Consider the following 22,537-nt stretch of genomic DNA (forward strand, 5'->3'; position numbering starts at 1 on the left):
GACATGCTTCAATCTCCCGAGATCTGCAGGTTGGCCAGGTCGGCGAGCAGCCGATCGGTGAGCTCCTCGACATCGGCGGCGTGCGCATCCATGTCCGACGCAGCCTGGTCGAGGGCCATGAGGTCGGCGTAGAACTCGTCCACATCGCCCACCGCGCCCTCGACGACCGGGGCGTCGAGCATGGCCGCGACCAGTCCCGGGACCTGCTCGGCGAGCGGTTCCAGCGCGAGCGGCAGCACCTCGTCGATCACCTTCTCGAGCGTGGCCTCCATCAATGCGGAGAACAGCTTCTTGCGCGCCAGGATGAGCACCGCCGCTCCGCCCGCCCCGAACGGTCCGGCTGCGAGCAGCGGCACCAGCTGCACCAGAGTGAGGGTGACCTCGGCGATCACCTTCATCTTGAGGGCGAACACGATGTCGGCCGCGAGGTCGATGCCGCTGGCCGCCGGCCCGAGAAGGTCGATCAGCTGCTGCACGTTCTCGGAGCGGTTCCGGTTCCACGCCGTCACGTGCGCGGTGCCCGCCTGTCCGCGCATGGCGGCGGCGATCTCGCCGTTGATGCGGCGATCGGCGGTCTGGACGAGCGTCTCCATGTCGTCTCGGTACCCCCGCACGAGCACGGCCGCCTTGCGCACCTCGTCCTCGTCGACGTCGGGCCACTCCAGTCCGAGCTTGTCCATCACCCAGATGAGCTCGTTCGGCAGCATCATTCCCACGGCGACCACCTCCGAGAATCACGCTAACGAGTCGCGGATGACGGTGGCGATGGGGAGATCAGCCCATCAGCGGCTGCGGGGGGGCGCCTCACCCACGTGACGCATCCCTTCTGCGGAGGCGCGCGGCTCGCGCATTCTCTCGATCGCGCGGCGCGCCGCCGCCCCTTGACGGAGTTCGGGAGATCTCATCGAAGATCCGCTCGATCTCGACACACTGCTCGGCGAGATCGACCACGGATGCCGGATCCACGGGCGCGAATCCGCCTGAGCCTCCACACGGTCGAACCCGGCGGACGTGATCGCCACCTGCCATCCTCCGCGCTGATAACCCCACGCGATCTCGGCGTCGAGCTCCACGCCGTCACGTGAGACGCGAATCGAGCACTCAGCCATGGTTGTCGGCCACACGCGCAACCGCCTGCAACGTGGCCCTCCCGAACGTGCCTGTCATGCGTCCCGTGCCTCAGTCCTGGGATGGGCGAGGAGGCTCCCCCGGCACGAAATACCGCAGCGGAGAGAGCCCGGTGCGCACGACGGCGTCGCCCGCGGCATCCAGGAACTGATCCATGGTCGCGACGCTGAGCGCGCCCGATGGATCGGCGATGATCACGTTGTCCACGACGGGGAGGAGCGTCGCGGTCCCCTTGGGCCACGCCGCGAACGTCGTGGTGACCCCGCTGTCCAGCACCCGGATCTTCGGGTCCGCCAGGTGCACGTCCGGTCGCTGCAATGCGACCGACTGTGCCTCGTACGCGCGAACGGCGAACAGCCTCAGCACCCGCTCGAAACGCATCTCCAGCGACGGATGCCGCTCGCGCCACGGGCACGGAGCCCAGGCGCCATCCGAGAGCACCACCGGATGCGCGCTCACCAGTCGCCCGCCCTCGTCGTAGAGCTGCTCCGCCAGATCCAGCACACGGGCGATCCCCGCTTCGTCGTCCGCGCCGACGATCGCGAGCCGATCCCTGGAGAGCACGAAGACGACCGGTGGTCCGGTCACGTCCCCGACCTCGATCCGGGACGATTCGACGAGCACGGATGCCGCCACCTGCTCGTCCTCGACCAGGATCACCCCGTCCACAGGATCCGGAAGGGAACCCGCGGATGCCACGGTCGCCGCGACCGTGTCGGAGAACGGCTGCGACCAGGCTTCGGCTTGTCCCTGGGTCACCGCGGACCCGTCGCGCTCGTCAAGACCCACGAACAGCTCGCCACCGACGTACTCGACGCGCGGATGCGCTTCGCCGGGCGCGGTGACCGCGAGCACTCCGAGCTCACTCGCGCCGTAGACGCGCGCAACCGCGTCCACGGTCAGATTCCCGAACGTGCCTGTCATGCGTCCCGCTCCTCTTCCTCTGCCGCCAGACTACCGGCGGCAGCTGAGGCATCGGCGTCCGCTCTCGCCGCGTCCAGCCTGATGACGTCGGCCCAGGACCAGGTCACGTCAATTCCTTCGACCGGGCCGGCGACCAGCCGCTCGGACACCCAGCTCGCCGGAACGACGTGAACTGCAAGCGACCAGTCCCCGGCAGCCTCATCGCCCGCCCAGACGAGTGCCACACCCACGCCCTCGGGAAAGACCCAGCGGTTCGCCTTCGTCGCCCCGGACGATCGAAGCGCCTCCGTGTACGAGCCGATGCTGTCGGCACGGCGCTCCGACAGATCCATCACCGCCCACGGCCCCGCCCTGTGCATGCCCGCATCCTGCATGCGCGATGCGAACGCCTTGAGCTGCCCGGGCTCGGCATACGGGTTGTAGCCGCTGCTCGGATCGCCTCTCCAGGCGAGCGGAAGGATCCTCACGTCCCCACGAACGAGGACCGGCACGTCCGGCGCGAGCCAGCCATCACCAGAGGCCTCCGTAGCCCCCGGAGGGAGTCCGCCGCAATCCAGCATCAGATCGCGCCCGCGCGCGGGCAGAATCGCACCGGACACGAGCGAGGCGGGCCCGAACGCCGCAGTGCTGCTGTCCATCTCGCCAGTCCTTCCGCTCAGAGGTTGAGTTCGCGCCAACTGCCCGGCCATCTCGACTGATCGAGCACACCGTCGCCGTTCCGCCACCCGGTGGCGTCATGCGGAATGTCGATGACCGCCTCCGGGATGCCGCTGGGCAGGTACCCGCCTGGGATCCAGTGCTCCACGTCCGTTCCGCCCTCGTTGCCCGACGGCACACGCAGTCCGGCCAGTTCATCCGGGCCGAAGTCACGGAGCTGGACATCACCCCCTTCGAAGAAGTCCGTCGGAAGGCCGAGCGCCTCTGCGAGCTCCTTCGGGCTGTTGACCTGATCCATCAGGTTGTTCAACTGGTCCGTCGGGAACACGTACGCCGTATTGGTGGTGTTGCCCGGGACCTGGTTGTTGCCGGGCCCCCAGTCGAGAAGGCTGTTGGTGCGATAGATGCGCGTCGCACCGTTCTCGAATTGGGCAAGGTGCTGCTGGATGTAGTCCTTGTCCAGGTAGTCCTCGGGGTCGGGGCGGTTGCCCTTGCCGGCGTCGACGACCTGGTTCGGCGTGGGGCCGTCCTTCTTCCAGCCGTCCTTGAGCGGATGCACGACGTCGGGCGAGTCGAGGTTCTGCACCTCGCTCGTATTGCGGTGCTGCTTCGACCCGTGCTTGCGGAACATCTCCGCCAGCTGCTTCACGTGCACCGGAGTGTCATCCAGCGCGCGCAGCAGCGGCTTGATCGCTTCGTCACCGATGCTTCTGGCCATGTCTCAGTCCCCCGTGATGTTCAGGCTCGAAAGGTCCGCGAGCAGCCGCTCGGTCAGCGTCTCGACATCCGACGCGTGCATCTCCATCTCGCTCTCCGCCTGCTCCAGCGCCTGCAGATCCGCGTAGAACTCGTCCGGGTCGCCCGCGACCGCCTCCACGATCGGCGAGTCCAACGCCGCCATCACGACACCCGGCAGCTCCTCCGCCAACGGCTCGATCGCCATCGGCAGAAGCTGATTCATCAGCTGCTCGATCGCGACATCCACCGCCGCATTCAGCAGCTTCTTCTTCAGGATCAGCATCGGACCGGCGCCCACCGCGGTGATCGGGTTCGTCAGCATACCGACCAGGGCGATCATCGTCGTCGTGACGTCCGCGATCACCTTGATCTTCAACGCGAACACCGCCCCCGCCGCGATATCCATCGCCGGCGGTACCGGACCCAGCAGATCCACCAGCCGCTGCAGATTCTGCGACCGGTTCGTGTTCCACGCGCTCACATACGCCGGGCCCGCCTTGCCCCGCATCGCCGCCGCCAGGTCGCCGTTCACCTTCCGGTCCATGACCTGGATCTTCGCTTCGAGCTCATCGCGGAAGTCGCTGACCATCCCCGCGCCCCGGCGCAGCTCGTCCTCATCCACATCCGGCCAGTCGAACCCGAGCTTCTCCATCACCCAGATGAGCTCATTCGGCAACATCATTCCCACGAGTAAACCTCCGCAGACGACCCTATGCTCAGGCGGGATGCCCTCGCGATGGGGAGAAGAGCCCACATCCGCCGCGTCACTTCGCGGCCGCCCATTGCACGATGCCGTACGTGAGCGGCGCCGGGGCGCCGTTACGGGCCGTCACGCCGCTCACGTCACGGTCGACGACCGTGATCCGCGGGTTCGTCGCGATCGGCAGTGCGAGCGCGGCACGCACGATGGTGAACTCGATCAGCGCGCGGATGTCGCGCGCCTCGTAGACATCGACCGTCTGGGCAAGCTGCGCGATGAGTGTGTCGCGCTCGGCGTCCGCATGTCCGGTGACGGATGCCGCTCCCTGCGTGCCCCATTGCGCGGCGATCTGCGCCGGCGACTGCGGGATCGGCACGCGGGCGATGACGGCATCCCACCCGCGCTGCCCCAACGCCGCGTCGACGTCGTCGCTGCCGCAGTCGGCGATGCCCCAGCCGGCCTCCGCTGCGGCGTCCCGGAGTGCGCTGAAGGCTCCGGCGGCGAACTCGCTGCGGCGGTCGTACAGCACGCACACCCGCGCTCCCGCCCCCACGCCGGCGGACTGACGCTCGGCGGCCGGATCCTCACTCTGTGTGCCGAGGGTCTGCGCGAAGCCCGAGTCCTCGTTCACGATGTCGTAGGCGCGAGAGCCGGGTGCGGACACCATCGAGGTGGTGGCGGTGTAGGCCGCCGCCCATTCGCCGCCACCGGCTTCGGCGAGCGCCCGCGCCGGAAGGGCGCGGAGGAAGGCGGAGCGGGCCCGCTCGTCAGCGAACACCCGGGAGGGGTTCAGCATCACCGCCCAGACGGTGCCGTCGTGCGTGGTCTGCACAGTGAAGTCCCGACGCTCGAGTTCGCGGATCACCGCGCGGTTGGACGCCATCGGGGTCACTTGCGCGACGTCCAGCCGGGTGCCGATGGCGGACACGGGATCGCTGCCCGGCGGGACGAGCTCGACCCGCGCGATCTGCGGGCCGACCCCGCCCTTGTAAGACGGGTTGGGCACCAACGTCACGCTTTGACCGGCCTCCTCGTCGCGCACCCGGTCGACGACGTACGGGCCGCTGGAGAGCCGCAGATCCTGCGGGATCGCCTTCTTGTCCGGCAGCTCGAAGCCCTCGTTCCAGACGGCGGCGAGATCCTTGAGCGCCGCGGGATCGGCATCCTGGATCGCGCGGATGACGGCGTTCTTCGCCTCCATCGCGTCGTCCGTGCCGAAGGCGCGCTTGCCGGCGACGTGGGCAGGCACCGGAGCCGTCACCGCCTGCTGCCAGTCGATCGCCGGCTGCGGGAACGTCACCTCGATCGCCCGTGCGAACTCGTCGACCTCGGGGAGCGCGACCTCGGGGAGCGCGACCTCGGGCGCATCCCCTCCGGCCTCCCCGTCGGCCTCCTCGTCCCGCTCGAAGAGCCCGGATGCTCCCGCCCAGCCCAGCAGCAGGTCGGCAGCGTCGAGGGGGATGCCGTCCGACCAGGTCGGCTCGGCGAGATCGTAGCGCACGGTGAAGGGATCCTCCGACACGATGCGGACGGTTCCGAAGCTCTCATCCGGGACGAACTCGCCGTCGACGACGTCGCCGAAGTCCGCGCGGATCGTCTCGGCGATGTCGATGTTGCCGGGCGACGGTGACGCCAGGGCGTTCACGGACGTGAACCCGCCGCTCCATCCCACGGCGACCTTCGTGTCGGGCACGACGGTCTGCGGCAGCGTCGACGCGCAGCCGGTCAGGCCTGCCGCCAGCAGCACGATCAACGGTGCCGCGACGCGGCGATGGGCTCTCATCGCGACGAGGTCAGACGAGGTCGGCGCCGTCGTCGCCCTCGGCCGCCACCTCGCGGAACCTCTCGCTCTCCTCGCTCTCGAGCCACGCGCGGGCGTGCTCCAGCAGGATCGCCGGCGATTCCTCGGCCTCCTCCGCGGTCGAGAACGGCCCGATCGTGTCTTCGGAGGGCCGCTCGTCCGCGCGCACCACCGACTGCGTCGAGAGGTTGTACCAGTAGTAGCTCTGCGTCCCGCTCATCAGCCCCGTGCTCCGATCATCTTCCCGATTCTATGCGCCGTCCGCCGCGGCCTCAGGGCGAACGCCCTCCGCGGCCGTCCCCGTCGGCCCTCGCACGCAGAGAGGTCGCGGCCCCGGTCCCCTGACCGGATGCCGCGACCTCTGCCGATGCGATGGCTCAGCCGCCGGCGAGCTCCGAGTCCTTGTCGCGGATGGAGTCGGCCATCCGGTCCAGAGCGTCGGCCATGTCGTTGACGGCCTCGGCTGCGTCGTCGAGCGACGACGTGAGCTCCTGGTAGGCCGTGTTGTAGGCGTCCGAGGCGTTCTCGGTCTTGAACCCGTCCTGGACGAGCTCGTCGATGATGCCCTGGAGCTCCTTCAGGGTGTCGCCGATGGTGCTGCGACCGTCACGGAGTCGCGCAGCGGCGCCCTCCATCTCGCTGTAAGTTGCACCGAAATCGTGTCCGGCCATGAGAACCGCCTCCTGCGTTCGTCTTGTTCAGGCCCCTTCGGCCTCTCTCACGTCGAGGTTAGCCAATCATCACCACCCCGCAAACGGGGAGCGGTACCCATGCACCTCTACCCATTCGCGGGCGTGGCTGGCACGAACGGGACCTGCATCGTGATCGTCCGTCCCGCCTGGACGAAAATGCCGCGCCCGACCGGGAAGTCCGTGCGCTTGACGCGCCCGAACGGCGCCTTGAAAATCGAGTCGCCGTCGTAGGTGTCGGGCTTGAGCACGATCCCCTGCCGGCCGGTCTTCCATTCGCCGAGCACGCCGATGCTGCCGCTCGCCCGGCTGATCTCCGCCTCGCCGATGAGCATGTGGTCGCTGTTGTTCATCGCCTGCAGCAGCGTCCGCATCTGACGGTCCGCCGGGCCGTCGGCGACGTGCGGGATGTCCTCGATGACGATCAGGATGCGGCCGCCGGGGTTGTCGGCGACGACGAGCTCCGTCAGCTCCGCGGCGAGCTCCTTCTCGTCCTCGGGCTTCGTGGCGCTGCGCACCCACGGCCGGAAGTCCCTCAGCTCCGCACGGCGGCTGCCGAAGTGGTACATCCGCACGTGCGGGTCGAAGCGCTCCATGGCGACCACGAGCGCCCGCAGGGCGTTCGTGCGGCCCGACGTCGGCGGACCTGTGATGACGAACGAGCCGATCGGTTCGAAGCCGTGGGGCGCGAGCGTCTCGTCCGCGACGCCGAACACCGGCATCCCGTCCACCTGCGCAGGCATGTCGGATGCCGGCACCATCGTGGGGAGGGCACCGATCTCGGGCAGGTCGCGCACGCCCTGCTCGCGCAGCCTCTCGCCGAGGGCGCTGAGCGCCTTGGTCTGCTCGACCGCGTTCGACGTGCCGCCCAGCACCGCGATCTGCGCCTCGTGCCCGTCGATGACCGCCCGACCGGGCACGGACTGCTCGTCGAGGATGTCCCTGGGTGCGCTGAGAAGCATGTACTGGCTGGCATCCCCCATCCGCAGCACCACTCGGCGGGAGATGTTGGAGGCGACCGCGCTGGGGACGGCGTTACCGCGGTCCGCCGTGATCACCGCGTGCAGGCCCAGGGTGCGTCCCTCGCCGAGGATGCGCATGAAGATGCGGTAGAACGGCCCGCGGCCGGGCGCCACTTCCCAGTCCTTCTTGAACTCGGGGTAGTTGTCGATGAGCAGCAGGATCCGCGGCATCCGCGGGTCGACCAGTTCGCGGTACTCCTGCACGGAGCCGGCACTGGCGGCGGCGAAGGCGGCGGAACGGCGGTCCATCTCGCGGTCGAGGGTGCGGAACAGCCGCTGGATGCGCTCGACGTCCCCGCCGTCCACGACCGAGCCTACGTGCGGCAGGGCTGCCAGCGCCGACAGCGAACCGGAGGCGAAATCGAGGCAGTACACGTGCACGCGGCCAAGATCCGGACGCATGCCCGCGGCCGTGCCGATGGTCTTCAGCAGCGTGGACTTCCCCGAACCGGAGGTGCCGTAGATCACCAGTGAGCCGTCCCGGTCGGGAACGAACACGGCCGGCTCCTGCAGCTGCTTCTCCGGCACGTCGACCATGGCGATCGGGATGCGAGTGTCGCCGTCGTTCGGCAGGTCGCGCAGCTCCACGAGCGGCGACAGGTCGTCCAGCCAGGGGCGACGGGGCCGCTGCAGCCGCGCCGCGTCCGCGGCGCGGATCAGCGTGGAGACGATGCGCTTCTGATCGTTCGGGCCGAGGTCCTCCTCGTGGGCATCCGACTCGGCGGGACGGTCGGGCTCCCACTCCCGGCTCGCGCCGAAGCGCAGCTCGGCGACGCGCACCTCGGCCACGGCAGTGTCGTCGTCCGCGCTCCAGCCGCCCGTGTACGCCGACTGGAACGGCACCAGGCGGCCGGGACCGGTCTTCGCGATCGCGCGCCCCGGGATGGATGGCGGGAAGGTCGCCGCGATCGCGTTGTCCACGACGTCGCGCGAGTCCGTCTCGTCCGCCATGCGCAGGGCGATGCGGAGGTTCGTGTTCGCGCGCAGGTTGTCCTTGATGACGCCCGCGGGGCGCTGCGTCGCCATAATGAGGTGGATGCCGAGGGAGCGACCGCGCTGGGCGATGTCGACGACGCCGTCCACGAACTCCGGCATCTCGGATGCCAGGGCGGCGAACTCGTCGATCACCAGGACGAGCGCCGGCGGGCACTCCGGGTCCTGCCGCTTCTCCAGTTCGAGCAGATCCTTCGCCTTCTTCCGGTTGAGCAGGTGCTCACGGTGCTGCAGTTCCGCACGGAGGCTGGTCAGCGCCCGGCGGACCAGGTGCGGGCTGAGATCCGTCACCAGGCCGACGCAGTGCGGCAGCTCGACACAGTCGGCGAAGGCGGATCCGCCCTTGTAGTCGACGAACAGGAACGTGACCCGGTCGGGGCTGTGCGCTGCCGCCATGCCCAGCACCCAGGCTTGCAGGAACTCCGACTTGCCCGCGCCGGTGGTGCCGCCGACCAGTGCGTGCGGCCCGTGCGTGCGCAGGTCCAGCGCCATGGCGTCGCTCGCACCCTGCCCGATGATCGCCCGGAGCGTTCCCGCCTTCTTCAGGCGTGGCCGAGGGCTGGGGGTCCGATCCACGATGGTGTTGTTCTGCCGCCAGCGCTCGATCACGACGTGCGGGTCCTCCGCGATGGCCGGGTCGACCAGCTGCAGGAACATCACCGAGCTGGGGATGTCGGACGAGTCGTGCACCACGGTGCTGGCGTCGACGACAGGTGCAAGACGGCGCGCGAGCATGTGCATGTACGCGTTGGACACGCCCTCCACCTGCACGTGCTCGAAGTCCTCGCCGTTGCGGACCAGTCCCACCCTGGCATCCCCGAGTCCGGCCGTCACGTCGATGTAGCTGCGGCACACCGCCGGGAGCGACTCTACGGTGGGAGAGATGAAGACGGCGTGCACGCCGCGGTCCGCCCCGCGCTCCAGCACATCGGTGAGCCGCCCGCGGTCCACCGGGGCGTCGCTGGTGACGAACACGATCACCGACAGCGGCGGTGTGTTCTTGTGCTCGCCGGCCGCGCGCGCGACGTCCGTGCCGTACAGCAGCGGGTTCCAGTCCTCCTTGAACGGGCCGCGCGGCTCGCCCCCGCCCTCCGGGCCTGCCCGCAGCACGTACTCCTCCAGGCTGCTCAGCAGCGCGGCGGCGGTGGGAGCCGAGTCGGCGAGCGCCATGTCGCGGAACGGGCTGCGCTCACTGGAGGTGTGCGGCATCCATTTGAGCCAGTCCAGCTCGGGCGTCCACGCCGAATCAGCGAAGGCGACGGCGACGACGTCGTTCGGCGCGTGCATGCCGAACAGCTGCACGGCGATCCCGCGCATGGCATCCGCGACCGGAGCGTGTGGCCCCGCGACACCCACCGACCCGGCGTCCGCGAGAGTGTCGAACACCGGCACGTCGTCGACGAACTCGTAGCGCTCGCGCAACCGGTCGACGCGTTCGATGAACTCGGGCAGCCCGTCCGGCACGTCGGCGTCGTCGATGCGGTTGCGAGCCGGGAGCCGGCAGCTGCCGAGCCGCAGGGCCAGGAAGTTCCAGTGCTCGGGGCGTCTCGTCCACAGCACGGGGCCCAGACGCATGGCGTGGTCGAAGATCTCCGCGACCGGGGGCGCCTCCGCGTTGCGGGCCTGCTCCTCCTCGGGCTTGCCGTGGAAGAGGTCCTCCTCGAGCTGCTCGAACTGGCGCTCGAAGAGCAGATACTCGTGGTTCTCGCTCTTCTTGCTCTGCACCGACTGGTTGATCAGGTTGCCGAACGCCATCAGCGGCGTCATCACGATCATCAGGAGCGAGCGCGGGTTCTCGTTCATGGCGTACAGCGCCAGGCCCATCAGGATGGGCGCGACCAGGATCGGCCACGGGAAGATCTTGCCGATCTTCTCGGTGGGCAGCCGAGGCGGCTTGAACAGCGTGCCCGGGTAGCGCACCTCCACCCTCGGACTGCGGTTGAACAGCAGCCCGCCGCCGCGTTCGATGATCGGCTCTTCGGCGGCGGAGCCGTCGAAGGAGCGGGCGAGCCGGAGCACGAGCGTGGTCCCGCCGATGACGAAGGGTTCGCCCTCCTCGATCCGCACGCGCTGCACGGCCACACCGTCCACGAGCACGCCGTTGGCGGAGTTCAGGTCGACGACCTCGATGTGCGTGCCGACTTCAAGGCGGGCGTGCCGCTTCGACACCATCGGATCGGCGAGGACGACGTCGTTGCCGGCATCGCGGCCGAGGAACGCGTGTCCCGCGGTGATCGGGAACTCCTGCCCCGCCAGGACACCGGAGGTGGCGCGCAGCACACCCACGGTCTCGCCCCTGCCCGCGAACGAGTAGCCCGGACCGTAGTTGACGATGGAGGCGGCGAAGCCCGACCCGATGGGTGCCTCCCCGATGGGGACGTCCGGTTGAATCGGCACCAGGCGATCACCGGTGGGCGGTGCGACCGCCAGCGTCACCACATCGCCGTCCGCGACGGGGGTCGCCCTGGTCGGGTCGGCCTCGGCGATGTGGCGGGCCACGTCGCCGGCGGTCGCGGTCGAGTCGGTCGTGATCACGATGTCGACAGCGTCACCGGCCGGTCGATGCAGCGTCAGCTTCAGCCTCATCGGTCTCCCTCAGTCCTGTGCGGCCGGTCGCCGGCCGTGATCGTGCACCGAGCGCGGGTCATGCGCGCACCACCGCGGCCACGCGGTCTCCGAGGCGGATGATGTCACCATCAGTGGTGGTGACCGGCGTGCCGGCGGCGACGCCGTATTCCACGCCTCCCCTGACCAGCCCCGAGCCGTTGGTGGAGCCGCAGTCGACGATCTCCAGACCGCCCGCGACCGGGCGCACCAGCATGTGCGTCTTCGACAGCGAGCGCGTGTCGTCGGCGAGCGGGACCGGGCGGGCGCCCGGGTGTCCGGTGGCGTCCGGGTTGCGTCCGAGGAGCACCGGCTCTGCGATCGTGATGCTCTCCCCGGTGTCCAACCGCAGCGCAAAGCGCATCGGAGCGGGTGCCGGCGCGGCAGGCACCGCAGCGGATGCCGGAGCGGAAGCTGCGGCGGATGCCGGAGCGGAAGGGACAGGTGCCGGCGCGGAAGCCGGGACGGGCGCGGCGGGCGTGGGCTGAGCGGCCCCCGGTCGCAACGAGGCAGCGCCCGGAGCAGAGCCGGGAGCGGGGACGCCGTCGGAGCGCTCCTCCTCTGCGGCACGGTAGCCGCCGAGCACCGGCTTGCCGGGCTGCACCTGCTCCGGCGCGGATGTCGGCACCGGTTGCGCCCGCACCGAATCCGGACGCGCGTGCGGGTCATGCGGGCGCGCGACGCCGAGCACTCCCGCGCTCATCCGGGTCCCCGGCCGGTATTCCGGTTGAGCGAACGGATCCGACGGTGTGGCGAGGGACGGCAGGGGCGCGCGCTCGGGCACGGGCTCGGCCTTCACCATCTTGCGCGCCACACGCATGCGCTTCTCGTCGTACGGATTCAGTCCGTTGCGCACGTCCACGAGCCAGACGCCGGTGGCCTTGTCGTGCCAGCCGCGTCCGCGCTCCTCTCTGTCGAAGGTGGGTGACAGAAGCACGGCCAGCCCCAGTACGGGGACCAGGTTCGCGGCCCAGACGAAGAGGAACCGGAGCAGCACCGAGCCGACTCCGGGACGCTCGAGCGTTCGCACGTTCACGCTCCGGATGCCGGCGAGCGCCTTGCCGGCGGTCGTCCCCCTCCGCCCGTGCAGGATCAGCTGCACTACGCCGAACACCACCGTAAGCAGCACGGTGATCCCGGCCATGACCACAGCGAGGGTGAAATCGGGATGGTTGAGGAACCCGTAGGCGGAGATCGATCCGGTCGCGAGCTTGAGCAGCAATGGGACCGCCCCGATCCAGAGCGGCAGCTGCAACAGCGTCCAGATCGCACCATCGCAGGCGAGGGCAAGCGCCCTGCGCCCGAACGGGGCGTTCAGCAGTCCGAGTGCGGCAGCGTACGCCGGGTCGGGCCGTCCGGCGGCGTCGACCCCTTCGATCGTCCGCTCACGTTCCTCGACGTCCCAGATCATGCCGTCGGTTGCCTCCCCCGTGCGCCTCTTGCCGTCCGCGACTGTGCTCAAGAGTACCCAGCCCCTTCACCGTCTCGTCGCCACTGCCGGCGGGCGGACGGGGCGATCATTCGACGCATTCCCTGACCTCCTGAGCGGACCGTCCGTCGGCCCGCTTGAGGATGACCTCGACGCACGTGCGCTGCGGGTGCGGGCCCGGCAGCGTCGCCGTGGTCTGTTCCGTCGTGTTCGGAGCACCGGGACCGTCCAGCGTCACCTCGTACCAGATGAACGAATCGCCGTCCTGGGGATCCGGGTTCGTCCAGGAGAAGCTCACCGTATCGCCGCTGCGCGTGCCCGTGAGGTCAGTAACCGACGGGACGATGCCGGTAATCGGATCCTGAGGGGCATCGGGCTCGGACGACGAGGGCTCGGGCTGTGGCTGCGCGAGCAGGTCGGTGAGGGGCCCGCTGAGCCACAACGCGCCGGCGAGCAGCAGCACGCCGAGTGCCGCGACCGCCCAGCCCCACCAGGGCATCCCCTGGGATCGGGTACCCGGGTCCAGCGGCGGAACCGGGTCATGCTGCGCGACGGGCGTCGGCGGCTGAGGGGCGACGATGGTGGGCGGCCGCAGCAGGGTGCGATCATCCTCGGCCGCCGGCGGAGTGGGCGCCATAGCAGCCGGCGGCGTCCGCTCGGCCGCGTCGTGCACCGGCGACGGGCTCTCGAAACGCGGGAAACCGCCGGGCGCCGGTTCCGGGCGCTTGCGCTCGGTCACCGCGGACGGTCGGGTGGCGGACGGCGCATCGGGGCTGATCGACCGGACCTCGCGCACGCGCGTGAGACCGTCGCCGTCGTCTTCCGCCTCGTCCGATTGCGGGTGCTCGTCGACGATGTCGATCGGCGTGACGGAGTGCGCCAGCTCGATCTGCACCTTCTGCAGCGCCCGCGCGAACGCCACCGCGCTCGGGTAGCGCTCCTCGGGGTTCTTCGCCATCGCGCGGGCGAGCACCGACTGCAGGCTCACGGGCGAGTCCGGACGGTTCAGCGGAGGCAGCGCCATCCGCTCGATCCGCTCGATCAGATCGGCGCTGGTGTTGCGCTCGCCCGGTCGTTCGAACGGTGAGCGTCCGGCGAGCAGGGTGTACACCGTCGCTCCGAGGGCGTACACGTCGCTGCGCGCACCGCTGCGCGGCGGGTCGTCGAACGATTCGGGCGGCGACCACGGGATCGACATCCCGGCCGCCTCGCTCACGGCACCCGTGGTGGACGCGATGCCGAAGTCCGTGAGGGCCGGACGGTTGTACTCGGTCACCAGGATGTTGGCCGGCTTGATGTCCCGGTGCAGCACACCCGCCCGGTGCGCGGTCTCCACGGCACCCGCGACCTGCACGCCGACGCGGAGCGCCTCCGCCACGCTGAACGGCTCCCGGCGGGCCCGTACCTGCAGGTTCGGGCGCGGACAGTACTCCATCACCAGATAGGGCCGGCCGTCGCCGGCCACGCCGGCCTGGTAGATCGTAACGATCGCCGGATGGGTGGACAACATGGCCATCACGTTCGCCTCGTCGGTGAACTCCTGTGCGGCACCGGAAGTGATGCGCTCGGCGAGCAGCACCTTCACCGCGACCTTGCGGCGGGGCAGCTCCTGCTCGTACAGGAACACGTCGGCGAAGCCGCCCGTGCCGAGCGGCTTCAGGTAGACGAACCCGGGGAGCTCGGGCGGCGACGACGGCGCCCGGCTCACGTGAGGCCTTCGAAGCTGAGCGTCACCCCATCACCCAGATCGACGGTGTCGCCGTCGAGCACGAGCGTGTGCTCGCCAGGGTGCAGACGCACGGGGTCGGTGCCGGGACGGATGAGCGTCGAGCCGTTCGTGGTGTGCAGATCGATGACGACGACCGAGTCCCCCTCGGGGCGGATCTCGAGGTGGCTGCGCGAGATGTCCTGCTGCGGGCTCTCGACGGCGACCAGGTGCGGCATGCTGTCGCCGCTCGCCCGCGTCGAGCGCGGCCGACGCCCGATGATCACCGGACGGTCCAGCTCGACGACCTGCCCGGTCGACAGGCGCACGCGACCGTTCGTCGCGGCAGGTGCGTCGACGGTGGGCAGAACAGCGGTCGGTGCGTCGGGGGCCGACGTGCCCGCGCGCAGTCGGCGCGCCTCCGCCAGCGAGATCGTCGCCCCGTCGTGGTCGCCCAGGTTGCCGAGCGCCGGCGGCGCAGGAGCCGCAGGCGGCGCCGGGGGTGTGGAGAGCAGGGGCGCGGTGGGCGGCGGCGGGGTGACGTGCACGGTCTCCTCCGCCGCAGGCGCGTACGTCAAGTCGTCGGGAACCAGGGTGTGCTGCACGTCGTCCGGCGCGGCCCCGGCCTCGTCCGGCGCGGACCCGTCATCGGCTGGCGCGGACTGCGCGGCGTCCTGCGCGTCTGCGGGCTCGGCAGCGGCGACCGCACTCTCCCCCGCCGACGGCGTCGCGTCCGCGAAGCGGGTGCCGTCGGCGGTGGACGGGATGCCGGCATTCTCGGCATCCGCCGCATCGTCAGTCTCCGTCACGGCAGCAGCGTCCTCCGCGGCCGCGGCGTTCTCCTCGGCCTCGGCACCGCCTTCGGGGTGGCCGCCGCCCGGCGCCCCGGCGGCGTCGCCGCCGGACGGCTCCGCCTCGGGCACCGACTCGTCCGCCGACGCCGCAGCCGCTCCGGCTCGTACCGCGCCCGCGAGGACGATCCCCGACCTGATCGGGTACTCGGCCGAGCCCGCGTCGTCACCGAGCGACAGCTCGAACCCCTCTGCCTCGACGACGAACCGCTCGCTCCAGGTGGTGACATCGGCCCCGGAGAACTCATCACCGGCCCCGGCGAGGCGCACGCCGACCGGGCCGCGCACCGCGAAACGCACGCCGTCACCGCTGGACAGCGCCACGGCGAACGACCCGAGCGTCGTGATCGACCCGCCGGACAGCACGTCGATCACCTCGGTGAGCGCCGGTGCGCCGCCTTCCAGCATCCGCGCGAGTCGGACGATGCGCTCAGGGGCGACGTCGGCGGGGACCGCGATCACGCCGCCGTCGTCCACCACGACCTGCCAGGCGCCGGGCCTGTAGACGATCTGGTTCATCGGACCTCTCCATTCACTGCTTCGCGGGGACGCGTGTCCTCATCGACCTCGTCGGCATGCACGATCGTCCCGGGGTGGGTGACTACGGACACGGCGTCGACGACGACCACCGTGACGTTGTCACGTCCGCCGGCGCGCACGGCCTCGGCGGTGAGCAGCTCGGCCGCTCTCTGCGGGTCGGCCTCGCCGGCGAGGATGTCGGCGATGCGCTGCTCGGTGATCTCCGACGTGAGCCCGTCGGAGCACACCAGCATGCGGTCGCCCAGTTCGGCGGGGAACAGCCAGTAGTCGGCATCCGCGGTGCTGCCCGCGCCGATCGCGCGGGTGATGATGTTGCGCCGCGGGTCGGTCATCGCTGCTTCCGCGCTGATCCGGCCGTCCTCGATCAGTTCCTGGATCACCGAGTGGTCCACACTGATCTGTTCCAGCTCGCCATCGGCGAACCGGTAGGTCCGCGAGTCGCCGATGTTGACCGCGAGCCAGTAACCGATGCCGTCGACCGACGCCACGACGACGCCGCTCAGCGTCGTCCCGGCACGCGACGTGCCGTCCGAGATGAGGCTGTCGACAGCGCTGCGGGCGTCGGCGAGAGCGCGTCGCACCTCGTCGAGGGCGAGCGACTCGCGGCCGACGAGCGGTGCGAAGGCGCCCACGACGGCAGCGCTGGCGCGCTCGCCGGCCTCGTGGCCGCCCATGCCGTCCGCCACGATGAACACCGGGGATGCCGCGAGGTGGGCGTCCTCGTTCAGTGAGCGGCGCAGACCGGTGTGGGTCGCCCCCGCGCACTGGACGACCACGGGGGAGGTCATGCGTATCCGCCGATCGTCACGATGCGATCGCCGATCTCGAGCGCGTCGCCGAGGCGGACGGGCACCCGCTGCCCCGGTGGGCAGTCGATGCGCGCCCCCTCACGGAGGATGACGGTGCCGTTGGTGGACTGCCGGTCCATCACCCAGCCCCCGCTCGGCTCGGCACCGGCCTCGAAATGGGTCTTGGACAGCGACAGCGTCTCGTCGCGCACCGCGACGGCCACTGCTCCGGGCTCCTCCTCCGGGTTGCGACCGAAGAGTGTGCGACCCGAAACCGTCACGCGCTGCCCGTCGTCCCAGGTGAAGACGAGCCGGTGACCGGGGATGCTGATGCGCGTGGACTCGATGTCCTCGGCGTCCACGGCCGACGCCGCGCCGTCCGAGGCGGGCGTCTGCGGCGCGGCCGGACCACTCATGGACGGGGTCGCCGCCGCGGGCGGGGCGGTCGGAGCGCTGGTCGGGGCGGCCGGAGCGCTGGGCAACGGACGTTCGGGCGGCGGCTGGGTCACGCCCGGCACGAACGAGATCAAAGGGTCCCCGGGGAGCGTGCCGCGCTGGCGCGGAGCCACCACAGTCTCCTCCGGCAGGTCCGCAGGCGGTTGCCCCACGCCAGGCTGCGGCGCGCCGTCCGCCTGCGGGGCCGCGACCGGCTGCGGGTCGGCGACGGGGCCGGCGGCCGGCTGGTTGCCCTGCACCTGCGCGCGCACCCGGGCGAAGGAATCCCCGTGCACGTCGGCGAACGACACCCCTTGCCCGAACGTCGGAGCGCCCGTTCCCGGGAGCGACGGGCGGTCCGTGCCGGCGAAGGCGGGCGTGGCGAGCGACGGCGCGGCGGCCGGCTGCGGCAGGGCATGCCCGCCCGCGGCGGGCGCCTGCGGCGCGGAGGCACGGGTGTCCAGCACGACCGCACCGGCAATCTTGTCGTGCCAGCCCTGGTACCGCCCGGAGCCGTCGAACAGCGGCGTGAAATAGCCGACCGCGATCGACGTGGCGAGACCCCAGATCACGTTGCGCAGCAGCGCGCGTCCGACACCGATCGGTCGGCCGTCCGTCAGGCCGACCAGCCGCACGCCCTGAGCGCGCATGCCGATCGAGCCGCGTCCGGCCTGCATGACGGTGTACACCACGAACCAGGCCAGTCCGAGCACGCCGTAGAGCGGGGCTGCGATCAGCAGTGCCGTGAGCGGATCGCCGCTGCTCACCGCCACGATCACCAGCACGAGGCTCGGGACCACGAAGGCCACCGCCGCGGCGATGAGCGCGTCGATGACGTAAGCGATCACGCGCCGCCTGATGGGCGCGACCTCTCCGAAGGGGAGCATCGTCATGGGGCCTCGCTCTCGGATCGCGTGGTGTTGCTGTCGATGTTGCCAGGTTCGCGGCGCAGCCGTGCCGCCGCGGCGTCGCGCACGCGCGCGCCGGCGGCATCCCGCAGCTCCTGCACGCGGGCGGCGATGCGGCCGCCGCCCGCCAGCGAGCGGACGCTCAGCCGGGCCTTGGTGCGCTTCCAGAACCCGGCGTCCTTGCCGAGGCCTGCGACGAGCGCGTCGACCTCGCGCCAGAACGCGTCGACGTCCTGGCCCGTCGGCTCACCAGGGCCGAACACCTGTCCGTCCGCACGGTCGGCCAGTGCGGTGACAGTGGGCAGCGTGAGCGACGTGGACACCTGGGCGGCATCCTCGGTGCGGGTGCTTCCGGGAGCGATGCGCGCGCCGTAGTCGATCGCGCGATCGGTGAGCTCGTCCCAACCACCGCTGATACGGTCCGAGGGTCGCGGAGCGCTGCGTCGCGATCGTCGTTTCGCCGCCTTGAGCACGCCGATCACGATGAACGGGGAGCTGAGGATGAGAAGAACGAGCAGCGAGATGCCGGCGATGGCGAGGATCATGCCGATGATCCCGAGGATGTTCAGCGAGTCGTCCTCCGGCTCGCGATCATCGGGGACCGTCGGCGGCAGATCGACCGGCTCCTGCGGCGGAGGCGGGGGCTGCAGCACCTGCGGCTTCGGGTCGACCTTCGGCTTCGTGTTCTGGTCGTTGGGGACCTTGTCCTCGGGCGGGGTCGGATTGAACGGCAGCCATCCGAAGCCCTCGAAGTTCACTTCGACCCAGGCGTGCACATCGTCGCCGGTCGCGGCGAAGACCGGTTCACCCTCGCGCTCCTTCTTGGGGTAGTACCCCATGACCACGCGTGCGGGGATGCCGATCTCGTTGGCGGCGAGGGCCATGACGACCGCGTACTGCTCGTCATCGCCGATCATCTGCTGGCCGCCGAGCAGAGTGCCGATCCGCTCGGCGGTGTGGCCGGCGCGCGAGAGCACCTCCCCTTCGAGGCCGTGGCTGAAGAAGCCGCCCTCCGCGAAGTAGGCCTCCAGAGCCCGCACCTGTTCGATCGGGGTCTCCGCGTCAGCGATCTCGTCGGCGGCGAGGGTGCCGAGGTCCTCCGGCACGTTGCTGAGCTTCGGCAGCTTGACGTTGCCGAACTCGGCATCCTTCAGCTGTTCGTCGGGGACCTCGGCCGGAAGGACGGCCTCGACCGTGTACGCGTCGCCCTCCTCGAGTCCGGCGGTGACGACCGTCGTGCCGGTCTCGGTGTTGTGGTACGCGCTGCGGCGCAGTTCTTCGGCGCGGGTGCCGTCGAAGGCGATGTCGTCGGTGGTGCGGATACCGGGCACCCAGACACCCCGGTAGTCGGCGATCTCGATGCGCAGCGTGGTGGGCACGCCCTGCGCATCGGGAGCCATGTCGGAGCGCAACGGCGTGAATGCGCTGGAGGTCTCCGGTCCACCGTCCGTGACGTTGTAGACGACGCCGTCCCAGTCGTCCATCGCAGCCAGACGGATGCGGGCGCCCTTCGGAAGACCGGACACCGTGAACAGCGTCTTCTCCTTCTGGTCACGGACGGTCTTGCGGAACGACTGCAGCGGGCTGGGATAGTCGCGCACGTTGAACGGCGGGATGATGGCGTCACGGAACACGTGCCGCGGCTCGCTCGGTGCGGACACGGCGCTGGTGGCGACTCCGGCGCCGGCGGCGACCGCGACGACGGCGACCCCGCCCAGCAGCCGCCGCACGCGCATGTGCGCGGCGCGCGCCGGGTCTGCTTCGGTCACCGCGATGGCGGTGCGCTGCGGGAACCACCAGCTGCGCAGCGACATCCAGACGACGGCCGCGACCGCCAGGACGACGCCCTGCAGGAGGGGGAACGCCGGGACCGGCACACCGAGCGCGATGACGAGGATGAGCGCGCCGAGGATGGTGGCCAGGGCCCATCCCGCCGACCGGAGGCGCAGTGCGAAGGAGGCGGACGTCACCCCGGAGACCAGCGCGACGATGAACGGCACCAGCGCGTGCCCGTCGGCGGCCGACACCGGCGCGACGGTGGTGAGCAGCTGCTTCCATGAGGTCACGACTCCGGTGGCGAGCCGGGCGGTCGTGTCGAGCGACGGCAGCACTCCGGCGATCGTCGTGTGCGGCAGCGCGAGCGCCCCGCCGAACAGGAAGTACGCGACGACGGTGAGCCCAGCGACGGTCAGGATCCCCCGGTTCCGCAGCGCGCACACGGTCGCCACGGCGAGGCCCAGCAGCAGCCCACCGGCCGCGGGCGGGAGGAAGGCGGGGCCTCCGAAGGTGGGCCAGAACCCCAGCAGGGCGACGATCAGCAGCACGGCGACGGCGGCGAGATCGAGCACCCAGCGGCCCGCGCGAGCCGATGACGGCCGCATCGACGCACTCATGCGAGCACCTTCTGCAGCGCGAGGGGGAGTTGCTCGAGTGCGCCGATCGTGACGACGTCGGCATCGCCGATCCTGCGCAGCGCCGGTCGATCGAGACCGGACTGCACGACGACGGCCAGCGCCCGCGCGCCGAACGGGAGGCGGGAGCACGCCAGACGGAGGTCGGCCGTGGGGACGGCGGAGCCGCACACCAGCACGACGACGCTGGCGAGGGGCATGTGCGCGGCGACGACGCCGGCCAGTTCCGGGACACCGCCCTCGCGCGGCTTGGACTGGTCGAGCGCCGAGAGCGAGTCGAGCAGCTGCTTGCCGGTGGCGGATGCCAGCTCGCGGCCCTGCACGCGGACGTCGACCCGCTGTGAGTCGCGCAGCGCGCGCAGCCCGATGGAGCCCGCGACGGAGATGCCGAGCTCGAAGTCGTCCTCCGTGCGGTAGTCGCCGCTCGATCGGGACAGCCCGATGACGAAGTGCGAACGCCGGGTCTCTTCGAACTGGCGGACCATCATGGTGCCGGTGCGCGCCGTCGACCGCCAGTGCACGTGCCGCAGGTCATCGCCGGGCTGATACTCGAGGAGAGCGTGGAAGGACACGTCGTCGCGCGACAGGTCGGTCGCCGGCATCCCCTCCAGGTCACGGAGGAAGCCGAGTGACTGACCTCCGAACAGCATGGTCTTCGGGTGCACGTAGAGATCGACCGGGTCGTCGCGGCGATGGGCGCGTTCGAAGACGCCCAGCGGATCGCCGCGCACGACGCTCACCGGACCGACCTCCACGACTCCGCGGCGGTGGGTGGGGATCGCGAACAGCTCCTCGGCCTGCTGGCCGGGCGCGAGCCGCTGGATCGAGAATTCCCCTCGGCCGGCCCCGACCGGGAGCACCACCCGCGACGGGAGGATGGCGCGCGACCCGCTGTTCGACAGCGTCAGTGCGCCGACGGCGCGCTCCCCCACCACGACGCGCGTGCGCGCCAGGTCGAGGGATACGTCGTATTCGGTGCGGCCGAGGAGGAACGCCGCGCACACCAGAAGCACGATCGCGAGCACGAGCGCCGCGATCCTCAGTTCCTGCCATCCGAGGGCCGTGCCGAGAACCCACAGCACGACGGTCAGCGCCATCAGCGTCCAGCCGAGCGGACGGATCGCGGCGGCGATGCGCCGCAACCGGTCGAGCGCGCGTCCGGCGATGACTGCGACGATGTCGCGCCACCCGGCTTCGCGCTCGCCCTGCGGGGCGGCGGCGACCGTCGCTGAGGACATCAGGCCGCCGTTCGCGCCTGGGGTGCCGCGACCGCCTCAAGCACACGGCTGATCACCGTGTCGGCGTTCGTGCCGGCGAACTCGGCCTCGGCGTCGAGCAGCAGGCGGTGCTGCCAGACCGGCCGGGCGAGCGCCTTGATGTCGTCGGGCAGCACGTAGTGGCGCCCGTGCGCGGCCGCCCACACCTTGGCGATGCGGATCATGGCGATCGCACCGCGCACCGAGACGCCGAGCCTGGTGGCGCTGTCCGTGCGGGTGGCCTCGGCGAGTTCTGCCGTGTAGCGCAGCACCGCGGGCTCCACGTGCGCGGTGGCCGCCAGGTCGGCCATGTCGGCGACGGCGTTGGTGGTGATGATCGGGGAGAGCGCCGCGGAAGGGTTGCGCTGCGACGCGCCCGCGAGGATGCTCTCGGTCACCGCGATGTCGGGGTAGCCGATCGACGTCTTGATGAGGAAGCGGTCGAGCTGCGCCTCGGGGAGCTTGTACGTGCCGGCCTGCTCCACGGGGTTCTGCGTGGCGATCACGAGGAAGGGTCGCCCGGCTTCGTGGGTGACGCCGTCGACGGTGACACGCGACTCCTCCATCACCTCGAGCAGTGCGGACTGCGTCTTCGGCGAGGCACGGTTGATCTCATCGGCGAGCACGATCGAGGCGAAGATGGGACCCTTGTGGAACTCGAAGCGGTGCGACTGCTGGTCGTAGATCGTGACGCCGGTGACGTCGGAGGGCAGCAGGTCGGGCGTGAACTGGATGCGGGAGCTGGTGCCCTGCACCGTCGCTGCCAGCGCCTTCGCGAGGCTCGTCTTGCCGGTTCCTGGGGCGTCCTCGAGCAGCACGTGGCCCTCCGCCAGCATGGCGGCGATGACGAGGCCGACGACCTCGCGCTTGCCTTGCAACGCCCTGTCGACGTTCTCCACCAGGCGGTGGAAGGTGCCCTGGAACCAGGCGGCCTGTTCGGGGGTCATTGTCATGTTCT

At 70.6% G+C, this 22,537-nt stretch carries 17 protein-coding genes; all 17 read right to left on the bottom strand.

What is annotated here, in order from left to right; all coding sequences use genetic code 11:
* Positions 1-8 precede the first annotated feature (8 nt).
* The 17 genes from RIF65_RS02875 to RIF65_RS02955 all read right to left on the bottom strand — a co-directional run bounded on the left by RIF65_RS02875 (position 9) and on the right by RIF65_RS02955 (position 22,532).
* Positions 9-710 (bottom strand): WXG100-like domain-containing protein, encoded by a 702-nt coding sequence (locus tag RIF65_RS02875; RefSeq protein WP_309066691.1) that lies wholly within the window; start codon positions 708-710, stop codon positions 9-11.
* A gap of 469 nt (positions 711-1,179) precedes the next feature.
* Positions 1,180-2,052 (bottom strand): hypothetical protein, encoded by an 873-nt coding sequence (locus RIF65_RS02880; RefSeq protein ID WP_309066646.1) that lies wholly within the window; start codon positions 2,050-2,052, stop codon positions 1,180-1,182.
* Positions 2,049-2,690, bottom strand: a complete 642-nt coding sequence (locus tag RIF65_RS02885) for a hypothetical protein (protein ID WP_309066647.1) — start codon at positions 2,688-2,690, stop codon at positions 2,049-2,051. Before RIF65_RS02885 ends, RIF65_RS02880 begins: the two co-directional genes overlap by 4 nt.
* Positions 2,691-2,707: 17 nt before the next feature.
* Positions 2,708-3,427, bottom strand: a complete 720-nt coding sequence (locus RIF65_RS02890) for a hypothetical protein (RefSeq protein ID WP_309066648.1) — start codon at positions 3,425-3,427, stop codon at positions 2,708-2,710.
* A 3-nt stretch (positions 3,428-3,430) separates the two neighbouring features.
* Positions 3,431-4,129 (bottom strand): WXG100-like domain-containing protein, encoded by a 699-nt coding sequence (locus RIF65_RS02895; RefSeq protein WP_309066649.1) that lies wholly within the window; start codon positions 4,127-4,129, stop codon positions 3,431-3,433.
* A gap of 82 nt (positions 4,130-4,211) precedes the next feature.
* Positions 4,212-5,930, bottom strand: coding sequence for an ABC transporter substrate-binding protein (locus RIF65_RS02900; protein ID WP_309066650.1), 1,719 nt, complete (start codon positions 5,928-5,930; stop codon positions 4,212-4,214).
* Positions 5,931-5,940: 10 nt separating this feature from the next.
* Positions 5,941-6,168, bottom strand: coding sequence for a hypothetical protein (locus RIF65_RS02905; RefSeq protein ID WP_309066651.1), 228 nt, complete (start codon positions 6,166-6,168; stop codon positions 5,941-5,943).
* Between the two features lie 157 nt (positions 6,169-6,325).
* Positions 6,326-6,619: a WXG100 family type VII secretion target gene (locus RIF65_RS02910; protein WP_309066652.1), complete on the bottom strand. Its 294-nt coding sequence runs from the start codon at positions 6,617-6,619 to the stop codon at positions 6,326-6,328.
* Between the two features lie 107 nt (positions 6,620-6,726).
* The gene (locus RIF65_RS02915; protein WP_309066653.1) at positions 6,727-11,238 is read right to left on the bottom strand and encodes an FtsK/SpoIIIE domain-containing protein; all 4,512 of its coding nucleotides are present in this window, start codon (positions 11,236-11,238) and stop codon (positions 6,727-6,729) included.
* Between the two features lie 58 nt (positions 11,239-11,296).
* Complete coding sequence (locus RIF65_RS02920; protein WP_309066654.1) at positions 11,297-12,718, bottom strand: RDD family protein; 1,422 nt, start codon at positions 12,716-12,718, stop codon at positions 11,297-11,299.
* Positions 12,719-12,773: 55 nt separating this feature from the next.
* Positions 12,774-14,393, bottom strand: a complete 1,620-nt coding sequence (locus tag RIF65_RS02925) for a serine/threonine-protein kinase (RefSeq protein WP_309066655.1) — start codon at positions 14,391-14,393, stop codon at positions 12,774-12,776.
* Entirely contained in the window at positions 14,390-15,760 is a 1,371-nt protein-coding gene (locus RIF65_RS02930; RefSeq protein ID WP_309066656.1) for an FHA domain-containing protein, read from the bottom strand. The genes RIF65_RS02925 and RIF65_RS02930 overlap by 4 nt, the downstream gene beginning before the upstream one ends.
* Positions 15,757-16,569 (bottom strand): PP2C family protein-serine/threonine phosphatase, encoded by an 813-nt coding sequence (locus tag RIF65_RS02935; protein WP_309066657.1) that lies wholly within the window; start codon positions 16,567-16,569, stop codon positions 15,757-15,759. The genes RIF65_RS02930 and RIF65_RS02935 overlap by 4 nt, the downstream gene beginning before the upstream one ends.
* Positions 16,566-17,897 (bottom strand): RDD family protein, encoded by a 1,332-nt coding sequence (locus tag RIF65_RS02940; protein WP_309066658.1) that lies wholly within the window; start codon positions 17,895-17,897, stop codon positions 16,566-16,568. The genes RIF65_RS02935 and RIF65_RS02940 overlap by 4 nt, the downstream gene beginning before the upstream one ends.
* The gene (locus RIF65_RS02945) at positions 17,894-20,305 is read right to left on the bottom strand and encodes a transglutaminase-like domain-containing protein (protein WP_309066659.1); all 2,412 of its coding nucleotides are present in this window, start codon (positions 20,303-20,305) and stop codon (positions 17,894-17,896) included. The genes RIF65_RS02940 and RIF65_RS02945 overlap by 4 nt, the downstream gene beginning before the upstream one ends.
* Complete coding sequence (locus tag RIF65_RS02950) at positions 20,302-21,561, bottom strand: DUF58 domain-containing protein (protein WP_309066660.1); 1,260 nt, start codon at positions 21,559-21,561, stop codon at positions 20,302-20,304. Before RIF65_RS02950 ends, RIF65_RS02945 begins: the two co-directional genes overlap by 4 nt.
* Positions 21,561-22,532 carry an AAA family ATPase gene (locus RIF65_RS02955; protein WP_309066661.1) on the bottom strand — a complete coding sequence of 324 codons (972 nt, stop codon included), beginning with the start codon at positions 22,530-22,532 and terminating at the stop codon, positions 21,561-21,563. Before RIF65_RS02955 ends, RIF65_RS02950 begins: the two co-directional genes overlap by 1 nt.
* Positions 22,533-22,537: the final 5 nt, after the last annotated feature.

Origin of the sequence: Microbacterium sp. (assembly GCF_031180975.1) — a bacterium.
In the GTDB taxonomy this organism is placed as follows: Bacteria; Actinomycetota; Actinomycetes; order Actinomycetales; family Microbacteriaceae; genus Microbacterium.